The sequence below is a fragment of the Cytobacillus sp. Bac17 genome (assembly GCF_024519925.1).
GTDB lineage: Bacteria > Bacillota > Bacilli > Bacillales > Cytobacillaceae > Cytobacillus > Cytobacillus pseudoceanisediminis.
Map to the genome: position 1 here is coordinate 111,502 of NZ_JALJRC010000015.1, position 18,910 is coordinate 130,411.

General features: G+C 44.9%; 19 protein-coding genes and 1 riboswitch. Of the genes, 4 read left to right on the forward strand and 15 right to left on the reverse strand.

Annotated features, from left to right (window positions below; translation table 11 throughout):
• Nucleotides 1–20: 20 nt before the first annotated feature.
• The 10 genes from NR125_RS17535 to NR125_RS29640 form a co-directional block, all read right to left on the reverse strand.
• The gene (locus NR125_RS17535) at nucleotides 21–1,163 is read right to left on the reverse strand and encodes an aminotransferase class V-fold PLP-dependent enzyme (protein WP_009332149.1); all 1,143 of its coding nucleotides are present in this window, start codon (nucleotides 1,161–1,163) and stop codon (nucleotides 21–23) included.
• On the reverse strand, nucleotides 1,163–2,080 hold the full coding sequence (locus tag NR125_RS17540) for a phosphotriesterase family protein (protein ID WP_009332150.1): 918 nt from the start codon (nucleotides 2,078–2,080) through the stop codon (nucleotides 1,163–1,165). Before NR125_RS17540 ends, NR125_RS17535 begins: the two co-directional genes overlap by 1 nt.
• A gap of 33 nt (nucleotides 2,081–2,113) precedes the next feature.
• Nucleotides 2,114–3,406: a YhfT family protein gene (locus tag NR125_RS17545; RefSeq protein ID WP_071156322.1), complete on the reverse strand. Its 1,293-nt coding sequence runs from the start codon at nucleotides 3,404–3,406 to the stop codon at nucleotides 2,114–2,116.
• A gap of 27 nt (nucleotides 3,407–3,433) precedes the next feature.
• Entirely contained in the window at nucleotides 3,434–3,793 is a 360-nt protein-coding gene (locus tag NR125_RS17550) for a DUF2620 domain-containing protein (RefSeq protein WP_071156324.1), read from the reverse strand.
• 1 nt (nucleotide 3,794) lies between these two features.
• Nucleotides 3,795–4,169, reverse strand: a complete 375-nt coding sequence (locus NR125_RS17555; protein WP_009332153.1) for a PRD domain-containing protein — start codon at nucleotides 4,167–4,169, stop codon at nucleotides 3,795–3,797.
• Between the two features lie 67 nt (nucleotides 4,170–4,236).
• On the reverse strand, nucleotides 4,237–5,169 hold the full coding sequence (gene yhfZ / locus NR125_RS17560) for a GntR family transcriptional regulator YhfZ (RefSeq protein ID WP_009332154.1): 933 nt from the start codon (nucleotides 5,167–5,169) through the stop codon (nucleotides 4,237–4,239).
• 463 nt (nucleotides 5,170–5,632) lie between these two features.
• A complete protein-coding gene (locus tag NR125_RS17565) occupies nucleotides 5,633–5,785 on the reverse strand; it encodes a hypothetical protein (RefSeq protein WP_175502167.1) in 153 nt (50 codons plus the stop codon).
• Between the two features lie 33 nt (nucleotides 5,786–5,818).
• On the reverse strand, nucleotides 5,819–6,625 hold the full coding sequence (locus NR125_RS17570; protein ID WP_009332155.1) for a YwqG family protein: 807 nt from the start codon (nucleotides 6,623–6,625) through the stop codon (nucleotides 5,819–5,821).
• 20 nt (nucleotides 6,626–6,645) lie between these two features.
• Nucleotides 6,646–7,068, reverse strand: a complete 423-nt coding sequence (locus NR125_RS17575; RefSeq protein WP_256815835.1) for a hypothetical protein — start codon at nucleotides 7,066–7,068, stop codon at nucleotides 6,646–6,648.
• A gap of 93 nt (nucleotides 7,069–7,161) precedes the next feature.
• Nucleotides 7,162–8,091: a methyl-accepting chemotaxis protein gene (locus tag NR125_RS29640; protein WP_306219854.1), complete on the reverse strand. Its 930-nt coding sequence runs from the start codon at nucleotides 8,089–8,091 to the stop codon at nucleotides 7,162–7,164.
• Nucleotides 8,092–8,151: 60 nt separating this feature from the next.
• A riboswitch (cyclic di-GMP riboswitch) is annotated at nucleotides 8,152–8,235 on the reverse strand.
• 166 nt (nucleotides 8,236–8,401) lie between these two features.
• On the opposite strand from NR125_RS29640, the gene NR125_RS17590 reads away from it, so the two are divergent.
• Nucleotides 8,402–9,928, forward strand: coding sequence for an alpha/beta hydrolase (locus NR125_RS17590; protein ID WP_071157193.1), 1,527 nt, complete (start codon nucleotides 8,402–8,404; stop codon nucleotides 9,926–9,928).
• A 479-nt stretch (nucleotides 9,929–10,407) separates the two neighbouring features.
• On the opposite strand, the gene NR125_RS17595 is transcribed toward NR125_RS17590, so the two are convergent.
• Entirely contained in the window at nucleotides 10,408–11,619 is a 1,212-nt protein-coding gene (locus NR125_RS17595) for an MFS transporter (protein ID WP_071157186.1), read from the reverse strand.
• A gap of 267 nt (nucleotides 11,620–11,886) precedes the next feature.
• Here NR125_RS17595 and NR125_RS17600 point away from each other — a divergent pair, with 267 nt between their 5' ends.
• Together NR125_RS17600 and NR125_RS17605 are read left to right on the forward strand one after the other, a co-directional pair.
• A complete protein-coding gene (locus NR125_RS17600) occupies nucleotides 11,887–13,506 on the forward strand; it encodes an SWIM zinc finger family protein (protein WP_019380661.1) in 1,620 nt (539 codons plus the stop codon).
• A complete protein-coding gene (locus tag NR125_RS17605) occupies nucleotides 13,499–16,318 on the forward strand; it encodes a DEAD/DEAH box helicase (RefSeq protein ID WP_009332162.1) in 2,820 nt (939 codons plus the stop codon). The genes NR125_RS17600 and NR125_RS17605 overlap by 8 nt, the downstream gene beginning before the upstream one ends.
• A 7-nt stretch (nucleotides 16,319–16,325) precedes the next feature.
• Here the strand turns inward: NR125_RS17605 and NR125_RS17610 are convergent, their stop codons facing one another.
• The 3 genes from NR125_RS17610 to ssb form a co-directional block, all read right to left on the reverse strand.
• The gene (locus NR125_RS17610; protein ID WP_009332163.1) at nucleotides 16,326–16,712 is read right to left on the reverse strand and encodes a hypothetical protein; all 387 of its coding nucleotides are present in this window, start codon (nucleotides 16,710–16,712) and stop codon (nucleotides 16,326–16,328) included.
• A 223-nt stretch (nucleotides 16,713–16,935) separates the two neighbouring features.
• Complete coding sequence (locus NR125_RS17615; protein ID WP_226280796.1) at nucleotides 16,936–17,118, reverse strand: hypothetical protein; 183 nt, start codon at nucleotides 17,116–17,118, stop codon at nucleotides 16,936–16,938.
• Nucleotides 17,119–17,123: 5 nt separating this feature from the next.
• On the reverse strand, nucleotides 17,124–17,492 hold the full coding sequence (gene ssb, locus NR125_RS17620; protein ID WP_009332165.1) for a single-stranded DNA-binding protein: 369 nt from the start codon (nucleotides 17,490–17,492) through the stop codon (nucleotides 17,124–17,126).
• Between the two features lie 268 nt (nucleotides 17,493–17,760).
• Here ssb and NR125_RS17625 point away from each other — a divergent pair, with 268 nt between their 5' ends.
• Nucleotides 17,761–18,219 carry a YwpF-like family protein gene (locus NR125_RS17625; protein WP_009332166.1) on the forward strand — a complete coding sequence of 153 codons (459 nt, stop codon included), beginning with the start codon at nucleotides 17,761–17,763 and terminating at the stop codon, nucleotides 18,217–18,219.
• Between the two features lie 49 nt (nucleotides 18,220–18,268).
• Here the strand turns inward: NR125_RS17625 and NR125_RS17630 are convergent, their stop codons facing one another.
• Entirely contained in the window at nucleotides 18,269–18,604 is a 336-nt protein-coding gene (locus NR125_RS17630; protein WP_232292477.1) for a hypothetical protein, read from the reverse strand.
• Nucleotides 18,605–18,910 lie beyond the last annotated feature (306 nt).

Sequence of the window (18,910 nt, forward strand, 5' to 3'; positions counted from 1 at the left end):
TCCCCCTTTATTTACGGGTATCAACGATGCTGCACTTCTTTTGCAAGAGGTATCACTTTTTCCAGAATGCCGATGATCGTGCCCGCTCCTGATTTCATCGGATTAATGCGCAGTCCATATTCCTTCAGCTCGGGCTGTGCTTCCAAAAAGCTGCCGGAAACTCGGTAAATCATCGGGATAATTTCATATTTTGATTCCGCCCCAACCGGATGAGTGGCCGCCCCATGCTCATCACTGATGCTGATCACTCTTTGGGCAATCGGATCTTCGAGTTCTACAATGACATTTTTGGATTGGGCATTCGTCATGTAGGCGGCGCGAATCCCGTTCACAGTCCCTTCATTCAGACGGCGGCAGAGCTCTTCCACCTGTTCGTTTTGAATAGCCAGCGATACAGGTGCAAATGTCATCATTCTTAAAAGCTCCATGGCTTCGTAGCCCTGAACCTGGCCGCCGCCCGAGTAGTTATAGTGATGCACCCGTTCGATGGCCTCTTTTTTGCCGGCAATGACCGCAATTCCTTCCGGCCCGAGAAGCTTAAATCCGGAAAAGGTTGAGTAATCCGCTCCTAATTCCACGCCAATTCCCTTTGTCTTCAACGCGCAATAATTGTCATCCACGACGATTGGAAGATCCGGGCGTTCTTCCTTCACGGCTTTGATGACTTCGGCTAATTGATAATGGTCTGTCGGCTGCTGGCGTGCATGCTGAATGTAGAAAACTTTAGGATTTTGATTACTTCTGATGGTCATTCTGACCTCCTCAAGATGGTTGTAATCTGCCTGGACGGTTTTAATGCCCAATATCCTTAACGTTTCCTTTGTCGTCGTATAAACAGGTGCAGTATGAATGAACATTTCATCTCCAGGAGACAAAAGCATGCTTAGAATATTGCGGATCGCGCCTGTTCCGGCTCCCCTGACAAGGGCGCAGTCTTCTGCTTCAAAGAAATCCGCCAGAACTCTTTCCACAAGATACGTCTGTTCCGGACGCTTATAAGCTGGAGAAACACCAAGGTCTCCCATTGAAAGAAATTGCCTGCCTTTGAAATAGCGGCTCATTCTGTCTACCAATTTGAATTGTTTTTCCTGTGCTTCCTGTATCGATAGGCTTGGCAAAACTGATTTTGCGTACTTTAATTCAGCTCGGTTATATGTGGACACTATGATCGCTCCCTTATTGAAAAAGCTCTGGATGGATTAACGGTCAGGAATTGATGAAGAATGCTTTCCGGAACTCCTGATTCTTTCAATCTTGGAATAAAGGTCTCCAGCACAAGTCCATATCCCGGTCCTCCGTGCTTTTTCCAATGCGACTTGCGGGTTAAGTCTGCTGAAAGAAGAATTTGCTTTTCAAAGCCGCGGTTTATGAATTCAAGGAGAAAAGCAGCTCTTTCTTCATCAGGGCGGTAATTATTTTTTCCGATCGTATCAAAAGCGATATAGGCTCCCGTTTCCAAAACAGAGAGAACCTCGTCTTTATTCGGGTTAAGGTCCTGATGGCCGATGATGATCTGATCAGCCGGAAGGCCATGCTTTGTCAGCAGCTGCACCTGCTCAAGCCCGAGTGTTCCGAGCGTTGTATGAGTGGTCACCGGAAGGCCGGTTTCGGCTCCGGCCATAGCGGCACCAATTAAGAGCTCACGTTCAATCGGCTTCATTTCATTTTTGCTAGTGCCCACTTCCCCGATGACACCCGGGAGAATGCCCGTTTCGGCAATCCCTTCCTTGGCTTCTTTTATAAAATGCTGTGCAAACTGCTCCGCATTCCAGCCGTCTGCAAAATGGGGGATATAAGGATCTTTATAGAAGCCTGTGCATGTAATAAGGTGAACCCCTGTTGCCTCGCTCAGCCTTTTTAGCACATGAGCATCCCGGCCCATGCCGTCATTCGTCACTTCCACCATTGACCTTCCGCCGAGACGATAGAAGTCCTCCAGTTCCTCACGCATGCCCTGTTCATCATCCAGTATGGTATCCGGATCTTTTTTCACTCGCGAAAGGTCAATGGAGAGATGCTCGTGAGCCGAGCAAATCCCCAATTCTTCCGGAGCAATTTTTCCAAGTACGGTTTGTATCATGGCTGTCCACTCCGTTCTCTTTATTTGGTTCCTTTACTGAGGTATGTTCATGATTCCAAGTGCAACCAGGATATTGGCAATGATTCCGACTGCAATGGCACCCACAGGGCCGACCGCAATGCGGACAATCGGACGTCCTGCCGCTTCATTCAGCAAATAGAATCCGGCGATGAAGAAGAATCCGAACCCCGGCGCAATCGCATTGGCGGCATTTGCTCCGCCGATTAATAGGGCTACTTCCAGAAGCTTGGTCATCGCACTGCGGATATTTTCTCCGGAATTACGGACACCGGGATATTTATCAAGGAATCTCGCAATTGAACTTAATAGCATAACTTCAATGAAAATAATAATGACCCCGCCGATTAAAGCCACCCAAACATTCGGGGAGAAAAATCCGACGACGAAAATGAGCGTAAATCCGACCGGGCTGTATACGCCTGTTGCAATTGCTGTACTGGCTACAAGCGGAATAAAACCGAGTGCACGGGCAGCTGCTGCAATTCCGGCATCTGTTGCTTTGCCTTCCGCTAATAGATTTAGAGAAATCGGATCTCCTGCCATGATCCATAGATTCGTAGCAGCAGCAATAAGACCGCCAATAATCATAAAGAACACGACATTTTTTCTGATTTTCGCCACTTTGTCACTGAATACTGCGGCAAGGTCGATGGAAGAGCCTTCTTCTGCCTTTTCCTTCATGGCAAATACAAGAAGGAAAATCATTCCTGTAATAAGGGCCATTCCTTCCTGGTTCAGTGTTACAGTGGTTCCTGAAATCGTAAGGACTCCGCTTTCATTCAGCCAGACAGCGAGCTGGCGGATCAATGCTGATACGATAAACGTAATAACCCCTTTTTTCACGCTGAACTGCATGGCAACCGCAAGCGCCGGGAATGCCATAAACGTTACGACAACCGGTGTTCCAACCGCTCCCATAGCTTCAAGGAAATTAAGAGGCAGATAATCAAACAGCTTCACAAAGCCTTCGAGTCCGATTAACAGCCCTGCTCCATAAGCACCGCCAATCACAGCCGCAAGCGGTGTTCCCCATTTATTTTTCGGTGTCAGCAAACCGATAATATCTGTTCCCAGCAGGATACTGTGAACGAGGATGATACTGGCCGAGAGTGTAAAAGGTATTCCAAATCCGATTACAAGGCCGAAGCTCATCGCAAAGGCAGTGAAGGCAAGATCCCTTCTCGTCATCCTGCCTTCCACATGTTCGGAAACAATTGGACGAAGCCCATCATTGAAAACCGCAATATTCATATTGGCCAAAACAGCAGCAACGGCACCAATCAGGATAATTAACGTCATTTCCATTTCTTTTTCCCCCTCAGATAAAATGGATTAACTTTTATTCTTTAAAGCTTTGATAATCATAGGCACTGCGGTCTCTTTGTGGTCAGCTGTAAATCCAAACGCTTTCTTCCCCTCATTGACAGCGATTACAATTTTCTCCTCAACAGGCTTTTTTCCTGGCATGGAGACGGTCTCGCAATTTGGCTTGCCGAGTAGTGCAATCGCCATGGCCAAAGCTCCGCCGCCTCCTGTGTGGCAGGCTCCCACATAATAATCTGCCTGTCCCGTCTTAACAGCCATCGCAGCCTCCAAATCCGACTTGACCATCGTCGTTATGCTGCTATCAATCTCTTTTATCAAGCTCTCAATCTCTTTTTTATCAACCTGTCCGCCAACTACAATTTTCATCTTAATTTCCTCCTTTGTTGATTTGCAGTACATTTGTGTAATGTATGACCAGAAAATCGATTTCTTCTTGGGGGAGCTGATTCTTCCATAGCTGTTGTACGTAATCGATTTCTTTTATTGCCACTGATGCTTCTAGTGACTGTTTAACTTCATCCAGCAAGGCAGGATGGGGAGCCTCAACCTGTTCACCCTTTTCAATTCTCGTCAGAGCTGTCGGCAAATGGGTGAAAAGCATTTCAGCTCCATCTATAGCATCTTTTTTCAAGTGTGACTGTAAATGCATAAACGCTAACGTGCTTATATCAGCTGCTTTGGTACTGACAACAGATGAAGCTAAAAGAATGTCCATTCTTTCTTTCAATTGATTTAAATCCATGTTTAAATCCCTCCAGAATACAGTATTTAGTATATTAGTGCTGATAAGAAACTAGAACTTCAGTTTCTTAATAGTGAGGATACTTGTTTCCTTCCTCCACCAGCCTTTGGGTCTCTTCTACTTTATTAAACTGGAGGAGCTGGATTTGTTCCCTGATATTTGTTCTTTCACTTTCTATGACAATGGCTGCTGTGGTTGCTTTTATGGCCAGTTCCTTTGCCTTTTTTGATTTAAAGTCAGAGGAGGCAAACGTTTTTAGCGCCCTCGCTTCATCTGCATTCCAGACCGCTGCATCAATACTGCCGTTTTTCAGCATATTGAAAAGCTGCATATAGTCCACCTTTATCAGTTCAACCTTGTGCTTTTCACATTCAAGGAGGGTAATATTTGCCTGGTCGGCAGATGAATAGTCAATTCCTATTTTCATGCCATCAGTAATCTCGCTGTTTTTGCTATCTGAAAAAAAGACTCTATGGGACGTTACATAGGTCTCCGGCCCAAGTGTATGGAGAATTTCCAGGCCCTCAAACTCCTGCACTGCCTCTTCTGCCGCCAGCTGAGACATGATCGCAAAATCGTAGCGCCGGGTTTTTAATGATTCGATCCGCCTTCTCGCTCCTCTCATATAAGCAAGGCCAGACTTTTTGTTGATTTCCTCAAACCCTTCGACAATGCCAGTCGCCAATCCCTCATACTTACGGGAATAAGGCAGCGGCATTACGCCCATCACTGGTCCGATGCCGGCAATCTCATACAGCAGGTTGATGTCCCTCTTCTTCAGAAAGGTCCCAAGATGTCCTCTGGATTCAAGAGCTATGGCATGCAAATCTTCCAGCACTCTTAATGCCCCCTGAACAGTTCCCCGGCCCAAGGATAGCTTTTCCGTAAAATCACTTACGCGTGGGATTCTCTCTCCCTCCGAAAACTGAATAAGCTCCTTTGCAATAAACTTTGCAGCCAGCCCATTCTTCGAATATAAACTTTCCCAAATACGGCTCATATTGTAATACCTCTTTACCTTTAATCAATATACGAAAAATTGTATATTATAAGTGTAGCGGTTATTTCTTATTAATTCAAGAGTTTTCTAACTTTTCCGCAATTTAATATTGCTAATTTCCTTTATTCTTATTAGATAGGGGTTTCGCTTGTAAGTGAGTCTGTTGATTTCCACCGCGGACAATTAGTTCGCTATGTCCAGACTCCATCTCTCAGATTTCTGCTTCTCCTGTCCGAAGGAGCTAAAAGTTCGGACTCACTCGATCGAATTTCTGCTTCTTCTGTCCGAAGGGGCATCAAGTTCGGACTCTTTCTCTCAGATTCCTGCTTCTTCTGTCCGAAGGGGCATCATGTTCGGACTCAACCTCTCGGATTTCTGCTTCTCCTGTCCGAAGTGGCTTCAGGTTCGGACTCTTTCTCCCCGATTTCTGCTTCTTCTGTCCGAAGGGGCATCAGGTTCGGACTCAACCTCTCGGATTTCTGCTTCTCCTGTCCGAAGTGGCTTCAGGTTCGGACTCTTTCTCCCCGATTTCTGCTTCTTCTGTCCGAAGGGGCATCAGGTTCGGACTCAGCCGCTCAGGTTTATCCTTTTTCTGTCCAAATGTGAACCCCTCCATTCAGTTATCTCCTCATAATTGGGGGTTGGTACGTTAGCAGCAATCCCAATTATAAAGAACATCTGTAAAATTCCTCTTCCGCAAATCCTCTTCCTTAATAAAGAAGTTGGCAACACCGCTGTCCCCAAACATCAGCTCAATATCATCGTCCGTATCCGCCTGGAATAGCAAAATTTTATAATCACCTGTTGGGTCCCCTTTTTCTCTAGGATCCTGCTGGGTGAAGTAGGGATAGCCGCCAACTTTATGGCCCTCTGCACCTAATTCCTCGGAGTAAAGCTCATATAAATCCTCATAATCCGGATGATCGATGGATTCAAATAAGTCAATTTTGACCATGTCCTCAAATCGGAAATCCTCAGCAGGTACAGGAGCGAACTTAAGGTTAAAAATCATCTTTGCTTCCTGAACTATCGGATCATATTCATCACCTAAATCAGGCATATACGAAAAATCTGTCACAAGGTCTGACTCATCTTTCCCGCCATTTGGATGATAAACAACCCGGAAATTTTTTTGATCAGCCGGATTATCAAAATCAAGTCCGTACATATCATCAACCGGCGAGAGATAGAATTGAAGAATTCCGCTCTCAGGCATAGGCTCAATGTGAGGAACTTCTTCGAAATTGATTTGCGCAAATAGATTCATATAATTTCCCTGCTCATCCTTTGGATGTTCGCTCGTTTTTGGAAGGTAGGGCTTTCCTCCGAACTTGCTTTCATAAAGTGTGGTCTCCCCTCTTTCTGCATGTATGCAGACAAACGATTTAACTGTTTTTTCCAATTCGCTCCGATGTTTTTCAAATTCCTTAGGCAGCTTTAAAGATTGATTTCCCATACTTTTTCCTCCTGTTTCTCTTAATTGGTAAGTTCATCCCAAAATTCAGCTATCCATTGCTCTAACTCCGTTGTTATTTCTTGTGAAGGTTCATCCAGAAGCTCCCCAAACAACTTGCTTCCAGGGTTTTTTTTCGATACCGGCATTCCAAGAAAAAAGTATTCGCATTCCCAAATTTTAATGATTTTTACATCTATGAGATCCCCTCTTTTATCAGAAATCCCCAGTGAAATGGAGGATCTGTATCCAGGCTGGAAAACATCTCTGCCCTCCTGATTAAATTCAGCCTCGAGTTTCAGGCCTTTCTTTGAAAAAGCCGCTTTATTCTCTCTTAGAAGCTTTTCAATTTGTTCTTTTAGTTCCTTTTCAATTCTATGAATCTTCCCCTTTAACTCTGAAGTGAATGTCCTGTGGAAATATTTCATAAAAACATCTTCTCTCATCAAAAATAAACAGAATATATGTAAATTCGCCAGCCTCATCCATTCTTCCTATCTGCAGAAAAAAAGAGCTGCTATAAAGCAGCCCACATTTTCCTATAAAATACTCTTAAAACCCTTCGCCTGTTCATCCAGCTTTCTTGCAGCTTCCCCGATATCTTTAAAAGCAGATACAGCATGTTCATTATGAACCTGGTTTTCACTTATGCCTGACTGTGATTGCAGAGTTGCGTCACTAATTTTGTTGATTTCATCTGATATTCCTTTGATGTGGGCACTGACTTCCTGGATGGAGTCCTGCACCCGGTTTGCGAGCTTTCGCACTTCTCCGGCAACGACGTTGAAGCCTCTGCCATGTTCGCCGGCACGTGCTGCTTCAATAGCTGCATTTAATGCCAGGAGGTTCGTTTGGGCCGCGATTTCACGGATTGTTTTTACGATGCTGCCGATGGATTGTGTCTGTGATTTGAGAGAATGGAGAATTTCCAGGTTCCCTTTGGACTCATAAACGAGCTTGGCTATTGCCTGAGCTGCCTCTTTGCTTCTTTCAATTCCAGCTTTTGCTTTTTCACTAAGGGCTTCTGACATTGCCTGCAGCTGGAATGCTACCTGCGCTGTATTCGTTTCCCTTTCTGTAATATCCGTAGCAACCTTTACAACACTTTCTACACTGCCATCATTCCCAAATACCGGTGTGTAAGTCGCTTCGAGCCAGATAAGATCTCCTTGCTTGTTCACACGCTGAATTTTTTCCTGAAAGCTTTTGCCATTGCGCAGATTTCTCCAAAGCTCCTGATATTCCCTGCTGGCGGTAAATTCAGGGGTGCAAAATTGCTTATGCATCATATTTGGCATTTCTTCTGCACGATATTTGACAGTGCGGGCAAAATTCTCATTTGCCCACAGCACTTTCCCGTTACTATCAAATTCAATCATAGCCAGAGAATTTTCAATTGCAGCCAAAACAGCTTCTTTTTCAAGAACCTGTGTGCTTTTAAAATGACTAGGCTTATAAGTTGTAAGCATGCTCTTCCTCTTTTCAAAAAAGTTTGTCAGAACATATCCCTACAAGAGGACTGGTCCCATGTAAGTGCTGGCCGGTTGCGCTACTAGCTCGAATTCATTAAAGCGCCCATATCTACTTGAATTCCCATTGCTTCCAACTTGTCCCGCATGTAAGGCTATAGTACTAGCATCGGTCAGTCATCACAATTCTCAATGCTCTGCTTTCATTTATACTGAAAATTCAAATAATTAATTACTAAGACCCATGATTCCCATAATTAGTAAAAGTAGAATAGAACTGTAAAAGATTATGCAGAAGGGATTGATTTATCTGAAAAATAAGCTAATTGCGTTATCACTGGCATCTGCTTTAAGCTTTTCACTTTTTCCGGAAAGAAGTTTTGCCGAGCAAACTGCTGCGGAAAACCAGGCCATAATACCTGGTGCGCATACAGTAACGCAACAATACTTTGATGGTGTGAACAACAACTGGCTGACCACCAAGAATCCCCTCCAATATCAGCAGGCGACCCTTTACGGAAACATCGGTCTTGCTCCTTATCTTTGGGGAAATGCCGCGGAAGAAACCGGATGGCATCAAATGTACAAGCCTTCTTCTGTAACGGGAACACAGGTAAATGGTATTTTTGAAGATGCCCAGTTTGTCATAAGGGTTCCGGATCACTGGAATGGCCGGCTGGTTGTTTCGGGAATCCCGGCTACAAGAAATGAAACATCAACCGACCTGCTTTTCAGCGACTATGTCCTGGAAAAAGGATATGCTTTTGCAGCGATTGATAAAGGCACCCAGGGTGACGCTGATTCAGCTGATCCATTTGCAAAAGTAAAGAATGCCTTAGCCGCTGAGGATGATAGCGTAGCAGAATGGCACCAGCGGTTCCGGCAGGTTACGAAAGCCGCACAGCGATACTTAGTCAGCCATTATTCCGATGGTCTGATCGATCCGGCAGATTCTACTGACCCGGCGAGCGATTTAGTATCGGCAGTGCATAAAATTCCTACATATGCGATGGGAATTTCCAATGGCGGATACGTCGTGCGCTATGCCCTTGAAAATGACCATCCAGAGAAGACTGGCGAACCGCGTCTTTTTGATGGAGGAGTTGATTGGGAAGGCGTGTTATGGACGGAAGAAAAGCCAAATTTAATCAGTTCTCTGACCACCGTAGTGAATCATGCGGAGGAAGCTTTGTTTGGAAGCGGCAAAATAAAGCAGAAAGCGATTAAAGAGCTATACAAAGCTGGATTGCCCAAAGGATCGGAAAAACTATGGGCCTATCATGATCAGGTATACTGGTTTGTCTCGCTGAATATCTATCGGGACCATTTCGATCCGGAAGCCCCAGGCCGTACGCATTGGAGCAATTACCTGAACTTTGTTAATGGCGTGAGAGACCGATCCTTTGATTCTGTCTTTGAAGATTATAAATATGTGACCCGTCCAAAAGAAGTGAAAGAAAATATTAAGGAAGTGGCCAATACTGGAGATATAGATGTGCCGCTCATCTCTTTCACTGGTTCCCTTGATTCGCTGATATTCCCGGATATTCATGCAAAGGGATATCAAAATCTGGTCAAGAAAGCCGGAAAGCAGGATCTGCACCGAATGTATACTATTGAGAATGGGAACCATGTTGACAGCCTTGTCTGGAACAGCTCCGCCGATCCGGATAAAGAACTTCAGCCTTTGTTGCCTTACGCTCACCAGTCATTCGACTTGCTTATCGACTGGGTGGAAAACGGGAAAGCTGCTCCTGAGAGCAAAACGGTCAATGCTCCAGAGAACCCGGTTAAGGTTATTGATTTAAAAACGGGGCAGGAACGGGATCCCCGTTAGGTTGAGGCAGGAGTGTTGGTCTGCAGTCTTAAAAATGGCTAACCGCACGAAAAAATTTCTATCCGCACGTAAATTGTGGTTATAAGCACAGAAAAAATTTTATCCGCAAGTAAGTTGAGTCTATCCGCACATAAACTGATTTTAATGATACATGAAGGCATCTCAGTGCGGTTTTTATGGAAGAAATATGCCCCAGTCGTTATGGATTGGGGCTTTTAAGCTTCGTATTAAATGTTTTTAGTAAATGAACGGTTCATTTTCGATAAATCCGCCTTGTGACGAACTTCAATAAGGAAATTTCTGCTCTGCTGGCCCGAAGCTGACAAAAGTACGGACTCCAACTGGATTATTCCTACTGTCAGACTCTGACACGGTTCGGACTCTAACTGACTAATTTCTGCCTTAGCATGTCCGAAGGCGACACGGGTTCGGACTCCGATTAAATTGCCGCTCAGTCTGTCCGAAGCCCCTCTATCATATCAGCGATGAACCTTCCTGCTGCCTGCCATCAGCCACACCACAACCGGAAGCAGACCAAAGGAAACCACCGTAATCCCCGTCCAGCCCCCAGTCTGCCATACCAGGCCGGCAAGCGTCCCTCCGGTTGCAACTCCAAGGTAATAGCTTACGAGATAGATGCTCGAGGCACCGGCTTTGTGATGGGCAGCGCGCTCATTTACAATGGCCGCCATCAGTGAATGCGCCACAAAGAATCCAAGACAGGTCAGGCATAGACCTATTACAATTACTGATAAAGAGTGCACATTGGTAAGCAAGGTCCCTCCTATTAAAATGACAGTTCCGACCGAGACTAGTGTAGCTTGCCTAAAATGAGCAGATAGCCTTCCGCCCAGAATGGAGCCAACTATGCCGAAGCTGTATGCCAGGTAAATAAACGAAATATTTTTTACAGAAAGATTAAAAGGATCCTGTTCGAGGTAAAAAGGCAGGTACGTCCATACTCCTGTAAACGAGAATTGGAGGAGGATTCCCATCGCGAACGCAGGGAAAAGTTTCGTGTTTTTCAGATGTGAGCCCATGCCTGATAAGTCTTTTTGAACTGATATTTTACTGGGCTTAAAATAATGAGATTTTGGCAGAGTCATAAAATAAATGATGAATAACAGAATGGAGAATCCAAATAGGAAGTAAACAGAAGTCTGCCAGCTGGCCATATCAGCAATGTACCCGACGAAGATGCGGCCGGCCATTCCGCCAATGGCATTGGCTGCAATATACATGGTGATGCCGAGACTGACGCTTCTAGAATCAAGTTCCTCCCCTAGATACGCGATGGCAGCTGCAGGCAGGCCCGCTATACAAATGCCCTGCAGGAAACGCAGCACCAGAAACGTTTCGAAATTAGGCGAAACGGGCAAAAGCACTAACGGAATAATAGTGCAAACAAGCGTAATATTCATTATGGAAACCCGCCCAATTCGATCAGATAGAAACCCGAAAAATAACAATCCGAAAATCATAGAAACCACAGCAGCAGACAGTGATAAACCGGCTGCTGCAGATGTGATGTCAAATGATTTCACGAGCAGCGGCATAATCGGCTGCACAAAGTATAAATTAGCGAATACTAAAATGGATGCACTCGTCATCGCAATCATAATTTTTTTGAAGCCGGCATCATGCAGCGAATATTTATCAGCTTCCTGTTGTCTAGCATTTACAGCAGTCATTTTCCCACCCAGTTCCTATAAAGCATTAAATCCATCATACCATTTTATTTGAAATGGATCGAAAATTCCGATAATTTTTTTCCACACAATTCCCATTAAGAACTTCCCTCAGCTATTTTTGAAACAGCGCGCACCTTCATTCCAACTGCCCTAAATGTTATAATATAGGAATGTACTTTGGAACATGGGGACTGGCTGATTGTCCCCTACGGGTAGATGGGACAAGGAACCTGTCCCTTTGTCCCACACCAACAAGGGGGTTGTGAAATGATTCCGGAGCGGTTTTTGGAGCCTTTAGAGTTTGCAGCGAATGAGCTGAAGGGGTTACTGCGGGCAGAGAATGAGGAAGATGCGCGCCTGGTGCAGAAGGGGCTGATGCTTTTTCGGCAGGGGCTTGTGTATCAGCTTCGCTTCGAAGATGATAAGGTTTTGGCGACGGTCCAGGATGTGACTCCCGCAAAGGTTGAACTTAATCTTGAGTTCATTCATTTGAGCGAGTGTTCCTGTCCGGCTGAAGGTTTTTGCCGCCATCAGACTGCGGTATTTCTGCAGCTTCTTTCCAAAGCCAAAAGTGTGTCCATGTGGATTGAAGAGTGGAGGAAGCCGATAAAGGAAAAGCAGACAGCCAAGAATTGGGGGCTTCAAAGAGCGAAGGATCTTTTGAAATCCTCCGGTCAGATGAAGACAGGTTACGACGGCTGGGTTGCCGGATTCGAGGAAAGCTTTACCGAGCTGCTGGAAAAACAGGGAGAGCCTCGTCCCTATGTACTCCCTGAGCTTTTCCATGTTTATCTGCGGCGCATGAAAGCGGGAGCACCGGTTGAACAGGAATGGAAGCTGCTGTATCTGCTTGTCGGCTATGTCTTTTCTTTTAAAAAGCTAATGGCGCTGAGCAGGAAGTACGGCCATGGCGAAGAATTGATTGACCGTTATTACCGCCATCTCTATCAGTCCCTGATGGAAGATTCGGTTGAGATAATGAACAAACTGTCGGTGCACTCCCTTCCCTTCGCTTTCGATCAATATATTGAAAAACTGAAAGATGATTCCGCCGGGCTGATCACCGGTTCTTTTGGGTTGGATTATGAGCGGGCCCATTTATATCGGCTGTTATGGACACATTTTTTTAAAAAGAAAGAATGGCGTGAAGCGGAGATCCAGAAGCTGGAATCCTCCATCAAAGAGGAATCGCCCAGCCTTCCGTCTGTGACAGGCTATGTGCATCTTCATATCCTTGAACGTAATGATGAACAGGCACTCAGTGTTTTAAATGTGCCAAATCATTTAATGACTCCTTACATGCTTTACTGGATCGATTATTTTTCAGCCAATAAGGACTGGAATCGGATGGGTCCTTATGCAGAAGCATTTATCCATAAATTACGGGATTACTTGAAACAATCTGATGACTATTATGCCTGCATGGATTTTACCAGGATGGCCATCAAGGCTATTTCTCCGTATTGCCTGGAAAGCAGCAAAATGGATTTATACGAGAAAGCCTTGATGGAAACGCTGCCGTACAGCTACAGCGACTATGAATACCTCCTTTTTGAAAAAGGCGAATTCATAAAGTGGGCCGATCTGCAGGCGTTTATTGGCTTTGATATTGATTCTTTAGGCAAGGACCGGATCAGGGAAATCAGCAAAAAGGAACCCTCCATACTCCTGCCGCTCTATCACCAGGCCATCACTGCCCATATCAATATGAAAAACAGGGATCATTACCGCGAGGCTGTCCGGAAAATGAAAAAGCTTCGCACGCTGTACAATAAGCTGAAACGCCAGGAAGACTGGCAGCTTTTTCTTGAATTGCTGCTTGAAAAAACGAAACGTCTCCGCGCCTTTCAGGAAGAATGCAAAAGGGGTAAGCTAATCGATGCTTAAAACGAGATTTCTCCATGTGAAAGTGAAACCAATAAACAATGACCGCTACCTGATTTTTGCCGTCAATGAAGAAGGCCGCCTCCTGTCCCCAAAAGAATGGAAGCCGCTTCTTTTTAACCATCACAGAGAAAGTTTCTTTGGAACAATGCTTGATGCTGTTGATGCGGACGGAATCAAAGGGATCTCTGTAAGCGGCTGGCAGCTCGTTACCCTGTTTGCGGCTGAGCAGTTCAACCGTTTGATTGATTGGAGCTGGGATGAAACTGCCGAAATCCTGCTGGCTTCCTCTCATGCTCTTTACGATTCGATCGTGGAAAAAGAATGGATGCCGGATTTCGCCGCCTGGGAACAGGATCAATTCCGCTGGGCACTGCCGGAAAGTGTGGTTACCGAATTCGGCACAAACTTTTGGGACCAGGCTGTAGAAGGCTCACCTGTCAGGGAGTTTATCGGAGATTTATTTCACCGCTCCCTTGATGGCTATATGAATCAGAATCAGGAAGCGAAAGCACAGTTCGGTGAAAAGCTTGAAGCATTGCGGAGTGAGCACCTCTCACCAAAGGATCTTGCTGCTTATTTTGATGAAGAAAGCTGGCAGGAATGGATCGGGGTTAAATCAAATGAAGCTCCTTTTTCGATTGGACTTAAGCTGGAAGAGCCCGGGGATATTGATTCCAGCTGGGATCTGGCGATATTCCTCCGCGGAAAAAATAATTCTGATGTCTTTGTCGACTTCAAGGACTATTCGAACTATCCCCACGACTGGCATGATTTTGAAGATTCTATTGACAAAGAGATCGAGCGCTGGCTTGAGCTATTCCCATGGCTTGAAGGCAAGCCTGGAATGATCTCCACTTCACTGACTGAAGATGAAGCCTGGACCTTTCTCACTGAAGCGAGCGAAACCCTGCTGGCACTTGGCGTGGAAATCCTGCTTCCTTCGTGGTGGCAGGCTATGAAAAATGCAAGCCTAAAGGTCAAAGCAAAAGTGAAAGGAACCGGGAGCCACCGTCCTTCGTTTGTCGGGCTTCAGTCCATGCTTGATTATGATTGGCGCTTCAGCATGAATGGCGTTGATTTAACAGAGGATGAATTCCGGGGTATGGTTGAGGAAAAAAGAAGGCTTGTCTACATTCGCGGCCGCTGGATCAAGCTGGATCCCCATTTTGTCCGCCATATTCAGGATTTAATGAAGAAAGCGGAAAAAGAAGGATTGCATGTCCGTGACTTGATAGAACAGGAGCTTATGGCTGACGAGAGCACGCAGGAAGACGAGCTGGATAATCCTAAGGCTTTTGCCCGCATTCAGATCGAGCTTAACCGCCAATGGAAACAGATGGTGAAGCAGCTTCGCGATATCAAAAGTCTTCCGCTTGAAGAGGTCCCTGCAAGCTTCAAGGGTGATCTTCGCCCTTATCAGAAGCTCGGCATGAGCTGGCTGCTGTTTCTGCGCCGATATGGTTTTGGCGCCATTCTGGCAGATGATATGGGGCTTGGAAAAACGATTCAGCTGATCTCTTATCTGTTAAAGGTAAAGAAAGAGGAAGACAGCGGCCCATCGCTTATCGTCTGCCCTACATCTGTCCTCGGCAACTGGCAGAAGGAAATCGAGCGCTTTGCACCTGGCATGAATGTTTATCTCCATTACGGTTCAAATCGTCTGAAGGGTGAAAGCTTTTCTGAAAAAGTAATGGAGTCTGATATTGTGCTGACCTCCTATGGACTAACCCATATGGATCTGGAGGATTTTGAAACCATCGAGTGGAGCTCCATTTCAATTGATGAAGCTCAAAATATTAAAAATGCCCAGACAAAGCAATCGCGGGCTGTCCGAAAGTTAAAAGGCAAGCACCATATCGCCCTCACCGGCACGCCCATGGAAAACCGGCTGACCGAGCTCTGGTCCATTTTTGACTTTACGAACCATGGCTATCTCGGCAGCCTCGGGCAGTTTCAGAAGCGCTATGTACTGCCGATTGAAAAGGATGATGACAAGGATAAAGTCAGGCAGCTGCAGGCATATATCCGTCCCTTCCTCCTCCGCCGCACGAAGAAGGATGAGGATGTGGCCCTGAACCTGCCTGATAAGCTTGAGCAGAAGGAATATTGTCCTCTTACTGCTGAGCAGGCGTCGCTATACGAGCAGCTTGTCCAGGATACATTCGCACAGATCGAAAAGCTGTCCGGGTTTGAGCGTAAAGGTCTGATCCTGCAGTTATTAAGCCGCTTAAAGCAGCTGTGCAACCACCCGGCCCTTTATTTAAAAGAGGAGAAGCCTAAGCATGTCCTTGAACGTTCTGTAAAGCTTGAAAAGTTAAGCGAGCTTGTCAGTGCTGTACATGAGCAGGGAGAAAGCTGCCTGATTTTTACCCAGTATATTGAAATGGGGAACATGATCGCCCGCTTGCTGAAAAAACAATTCGGATTCGACGTTCCATTTTTAAACGGCAGCGTGCCAAAGCAGGAACGGGACAATATGATCAGCCGTTTTCAAGATCATGAATTCCCGGTTTTCCTGCTGTCGCTTAAAGCTGGCGGAACCGGTTTGAATCTGACGGCAGCAAACCATGTCATCCATTATGACCGCTGGTGGAATCCCGCCGTCGAAAACCAGGCAACCGACCGCGCATACCGAATTGGGCAAAAACGCTTTGTTCATGTCCATAAAATGATTGCCACCGGGACGCTCGAAGAGAAGATTGATGCCATGCTCGAAAAAAAGCAGTCCCTTAATGATCAAATTATTACGAGCGAGAATTGGATTACCGAGCTTTCAACAGATGAGCTGAGAGATCTGGTTCACCTGACATAAATTTTGTTCAGTCTTCAAGTCCTTGATATGCATAAAGGCTTGAAGGCTGTTTTTTTATTATCGCATATTCAGGCTTGTTAGGCTTTTGAGTCAGAAAAGTTACTTTGCTGCCTTCTTTAATAATGAAACAGGATAGCAGCTGGTATGTAGGATTCTTGTTCCCGGCGTTTATTGCCACCTGGCCGAATAAGAAGTTGAATTTGTAGTGAAGAAAACTTTCCTTATCGTTAAATGTGAGTGAAGTATGGCTTCTAAGAGGAATTCTATGATAGGATTTATTACTCTGCAGCTGAATAAGCTGAAGTGCATCAAAGAAGCTTGGCTGATGATTGGTGTTTAATCTTTTATTTGCTGTTTGAAAATACAGGTATCCGGTTTTATCTCCTTTATCCACTAAATTGCACCTCCTCTTTATTATTTTCAAAAAGTATATTCGACACATTCTGTGAAAATCCTCCCTGATTCTTAATGCCCATATGTAATATTTGTTTTCACAAACAGAGTTAGAAATAACCCGGCACAGTAGTACCGGGTTTCAAATTTAGGGGAAGTGCTGGGGATAGGATTGATTCTCTATAGGGAAGGAAAATATGTGGACAGCTGGTTGGGGGAAGCTGTCAGTTCATGAAGGTTAATCTTCCGGATTTCTCCCGGGGACCGTTTTGCATAGCGGTTTCACGAATGAAGGATTCAAGCTGGAGAACCCGTATATTCAAGTCATCGACTCTTTGGTTCGATTTACCGAGCATCTTTATGAGGCTTTCGAGCATATATTCCAATGCCTTTTCTCTTTCAGACACTTCTTTCAAAATGGCAGTTCCTCCTTGGTCACGGTCACCGGGAATTCTTCTGTCTTCTTCCGGTCAAGAAAGCGGACCGATTCCGCTACTACTTCTGTTACATAAATGCGTTTCTTTTCCTGATTATCATAATGCCTCGTCTGAATTCTCCCGGTTATCCCAATCAAGGTGCCCTTCCGGCAATACTGGGATGTATTTTCCGCCGTTTTCTTCCATAAGGTGCATTGTACAAAATCCGCATCGATTTCACCCTTCTGATTGCGGTATTGGCGGTTTACTGCCAACGTCACATTTGTCACCGGAATGCCTTCCTGTGTCCGTTTCAGCTCGGGATCCCTTGTCAGTCTTCCAACCAGGGTCACTTGATTAATCATAGGTTTTCATCTCCTCTCTTTGATAGCTTTATCATATCCGGAACTCATTCACTGTGTAAAAAAGACAAAAAGAGTTTTTTGCAGTGCTTTTTCGGCAAAAACACCATAAAAATTCATTTTTCAGCCTCTTTTCCGCAAAAAACAGCACCTAAAATCTAATTTTCAACATACAAAATAAGAAAATTCGACAAACCCTCAAATTCGCTTTCAGTTTGGCCTGTGTTATAATTTTTTATAAAACAACTTATTTTAGAGATGGAGGTAAGCCATGAAAACATTTAAACTTGTTTCTCTGCAATTAGTGGAAGAAAATGGCCTGATTGATATTCAACTGGATGATGGGTTGATTATCAATAAAGAAGACGAGAAGAGCACCTGGCTCCTGGAGGCATTTATTGATAAATCCTATCTTGAGTACTTCAAAAAGCGCGCTGATGACAAGGACGAGCTGACCATCCAAGTTGTAATTACGAAAAAAGAAAACGATCCAGCCGCATTCCAAACTAAAATTACCTCTATCAGTGAACTGGAAAACCATATCAGCATCCTTTTTGAAGGATCACTCAAAAGAACAAAAAATGATTATGCCGAACTGCTGCTTCAGGACCTCCTGGAAAAGGGCTTTATTGGAGACAGCCTGCTTGATGAATTCAAGGGTAAGATGCAAAGCAAGCCGCGCCTGGCTGCTGCCAAAAAGGAAAATAAAGAAACTCCCGCTCAATCATGACGGGAGTTTTTCTTTAGAAAAGGACAGGTTCACCCCTGTCCTTGCCTTTTTACTTATCTTTATTATCTTTATCCTGCATATCTTTGTTATCTTCGATTGCATCTTCGCCCGGCTCGTTGTTATCTTCCATCATGTCGCCGTCATCATCTGTGTTGATATCGTTGTCATCCGTATTTTCATTCAGATCATTAGTCATATCGCCGTTGCCACCGTTGCCGCCGTTCATACCGCCTTCATCTACGTTTCCATTATCCTCTGTAATTGTATCATCTTCCGGCGGCGGATCCTGGTTATCTGTGGCACAGCCTGCTAGAAGCATGGCAGAAAGAACAGATCCTCCGATAAGTGTTAAAAGCTTTTTATTCATCGTAAAAGCTCCTTTCATAGGGTTTTATTGTTGACCTGCTGCATTGGTCTTCCTTTATATTTCCCAAAAACCGAAACAACTTGCATATTTTTTTACAGAAAAAATCCCGTACGCTTCGTACGGGATTCAGTTTGTAGACAAAAAGAGTTCGGAATAGTCTCATTCCGAACTCTTTTTTTCATTTTTTGTGGGACTTCAAGTAATTACAGAGAATTGCAGACCTCTCCGAGGTTATCATTTAGGCCATTTCTGGACCTTGCCAAGTCCAGTTGGCCATTTTCTTCAAATTCATGGCAGCGAAAGTAAGCATCGCCTGCATCGACA

Coding starts and splice junctions, on each gene's coding strand:
- NR125_RS17540 (WP_009332150.1), bottom strand. CDS start 2,080: ATGATACAAACCGTACTTGGAAAAATTGCTCCGGAAGAATTGGGGATT.
- NR125_RS17545 (WP_071156322.1), bottom strand. CDS start 3,406: ATGGAAATGACGTTAATTATCCTGATTGGTGCCGTTGCTGCTGTTTTG.
- NR125_RS17550 (WP_071156324.1), bottom strand. CDS start 3,793: ATGAAAATTGTAGTTGGCGGACAGGTTGATAAAAAAGAGATTGAGAGC.
- NR125_RS17555 (WP_009332153.1), bottom strand. CDS start 4,169: ATGGATTTAAATCAATTGAAAGAAAGAATGGACATTCTTTTAGCTTCA.
- yhfZ (WP_009332154.1), bottom strand. CDS start 5,169: ATGAGCCGTATTTGGGAAAGTTTATATTCGAAGAATGGGCTGGCTGCA.
- NR125_RS17565 (WP_175502167.1), bottom strand. CDS start 5,785: ATGGAGGGGTTCACATTTGGACAGAAAAAGGATAAACCTGAGCGGCTG.
- NR125_RS17570 (WP_009332155.1), bottom strand. CDS start 6,625: ATGGGAAATCAATCTTTAAAGCTGCCTAAGGAATTTGAAAAACATCGG.
- NR125_RS17575 (WP_256815835.1), bottom strand. CDS start 7,068: ATGAGAGAAGATGTTTTTATGAAATATTTCCACAGGACATTCACTTCA.
- NR125_RS29640 (WP_306219854.1), bottom strand. CDS start 8,091: ATGCTTACAACTTATAAGCCTAGTCATTTTAAAAGCACACAGGTTCTT.
- NR125_RS17595 (WP_071157186.1), bottom strand. CDS start 11,619: ATGACTGCTGTAAATGCTAGACAACAGGAAGCTGATAAATATTCGCTG.
- NR125_RS17600 (WP_019380661.1), top strand. CDS start 11,887: ATGATTCCGGAGCGGTTTTTGGAGCCTTTAGAGTTTGCAGCGAATGAG.
- NR125_RS17605 (WP_009332162.1), top strand. CDS start 13,499: ATGCTTAAAACGAGATTTCTCCATGTGAAAGTGAAACCAATAAACAAT.
- ssb (WP_009332165.1), bottom strand. CDS start 17,492: ATGATTAATCAAGTGACCCTGGTTGGAAGACTGACAAGGGATCCCGAG.
- NR125_RS17625 (WP_009332166.1), top strand. CDS start 17,761: ATGAAAACATTTAAACTTGTTTCTCTGCAATTAGTGGAAGAAAATGGC.
- NR125_RS17630 (WP_232292477.1), bottom strand. CDS start 18,604: ATGAAAGGAGCTTTTACGATGAATAAAAAGCTTTTAACACTTATCGGA.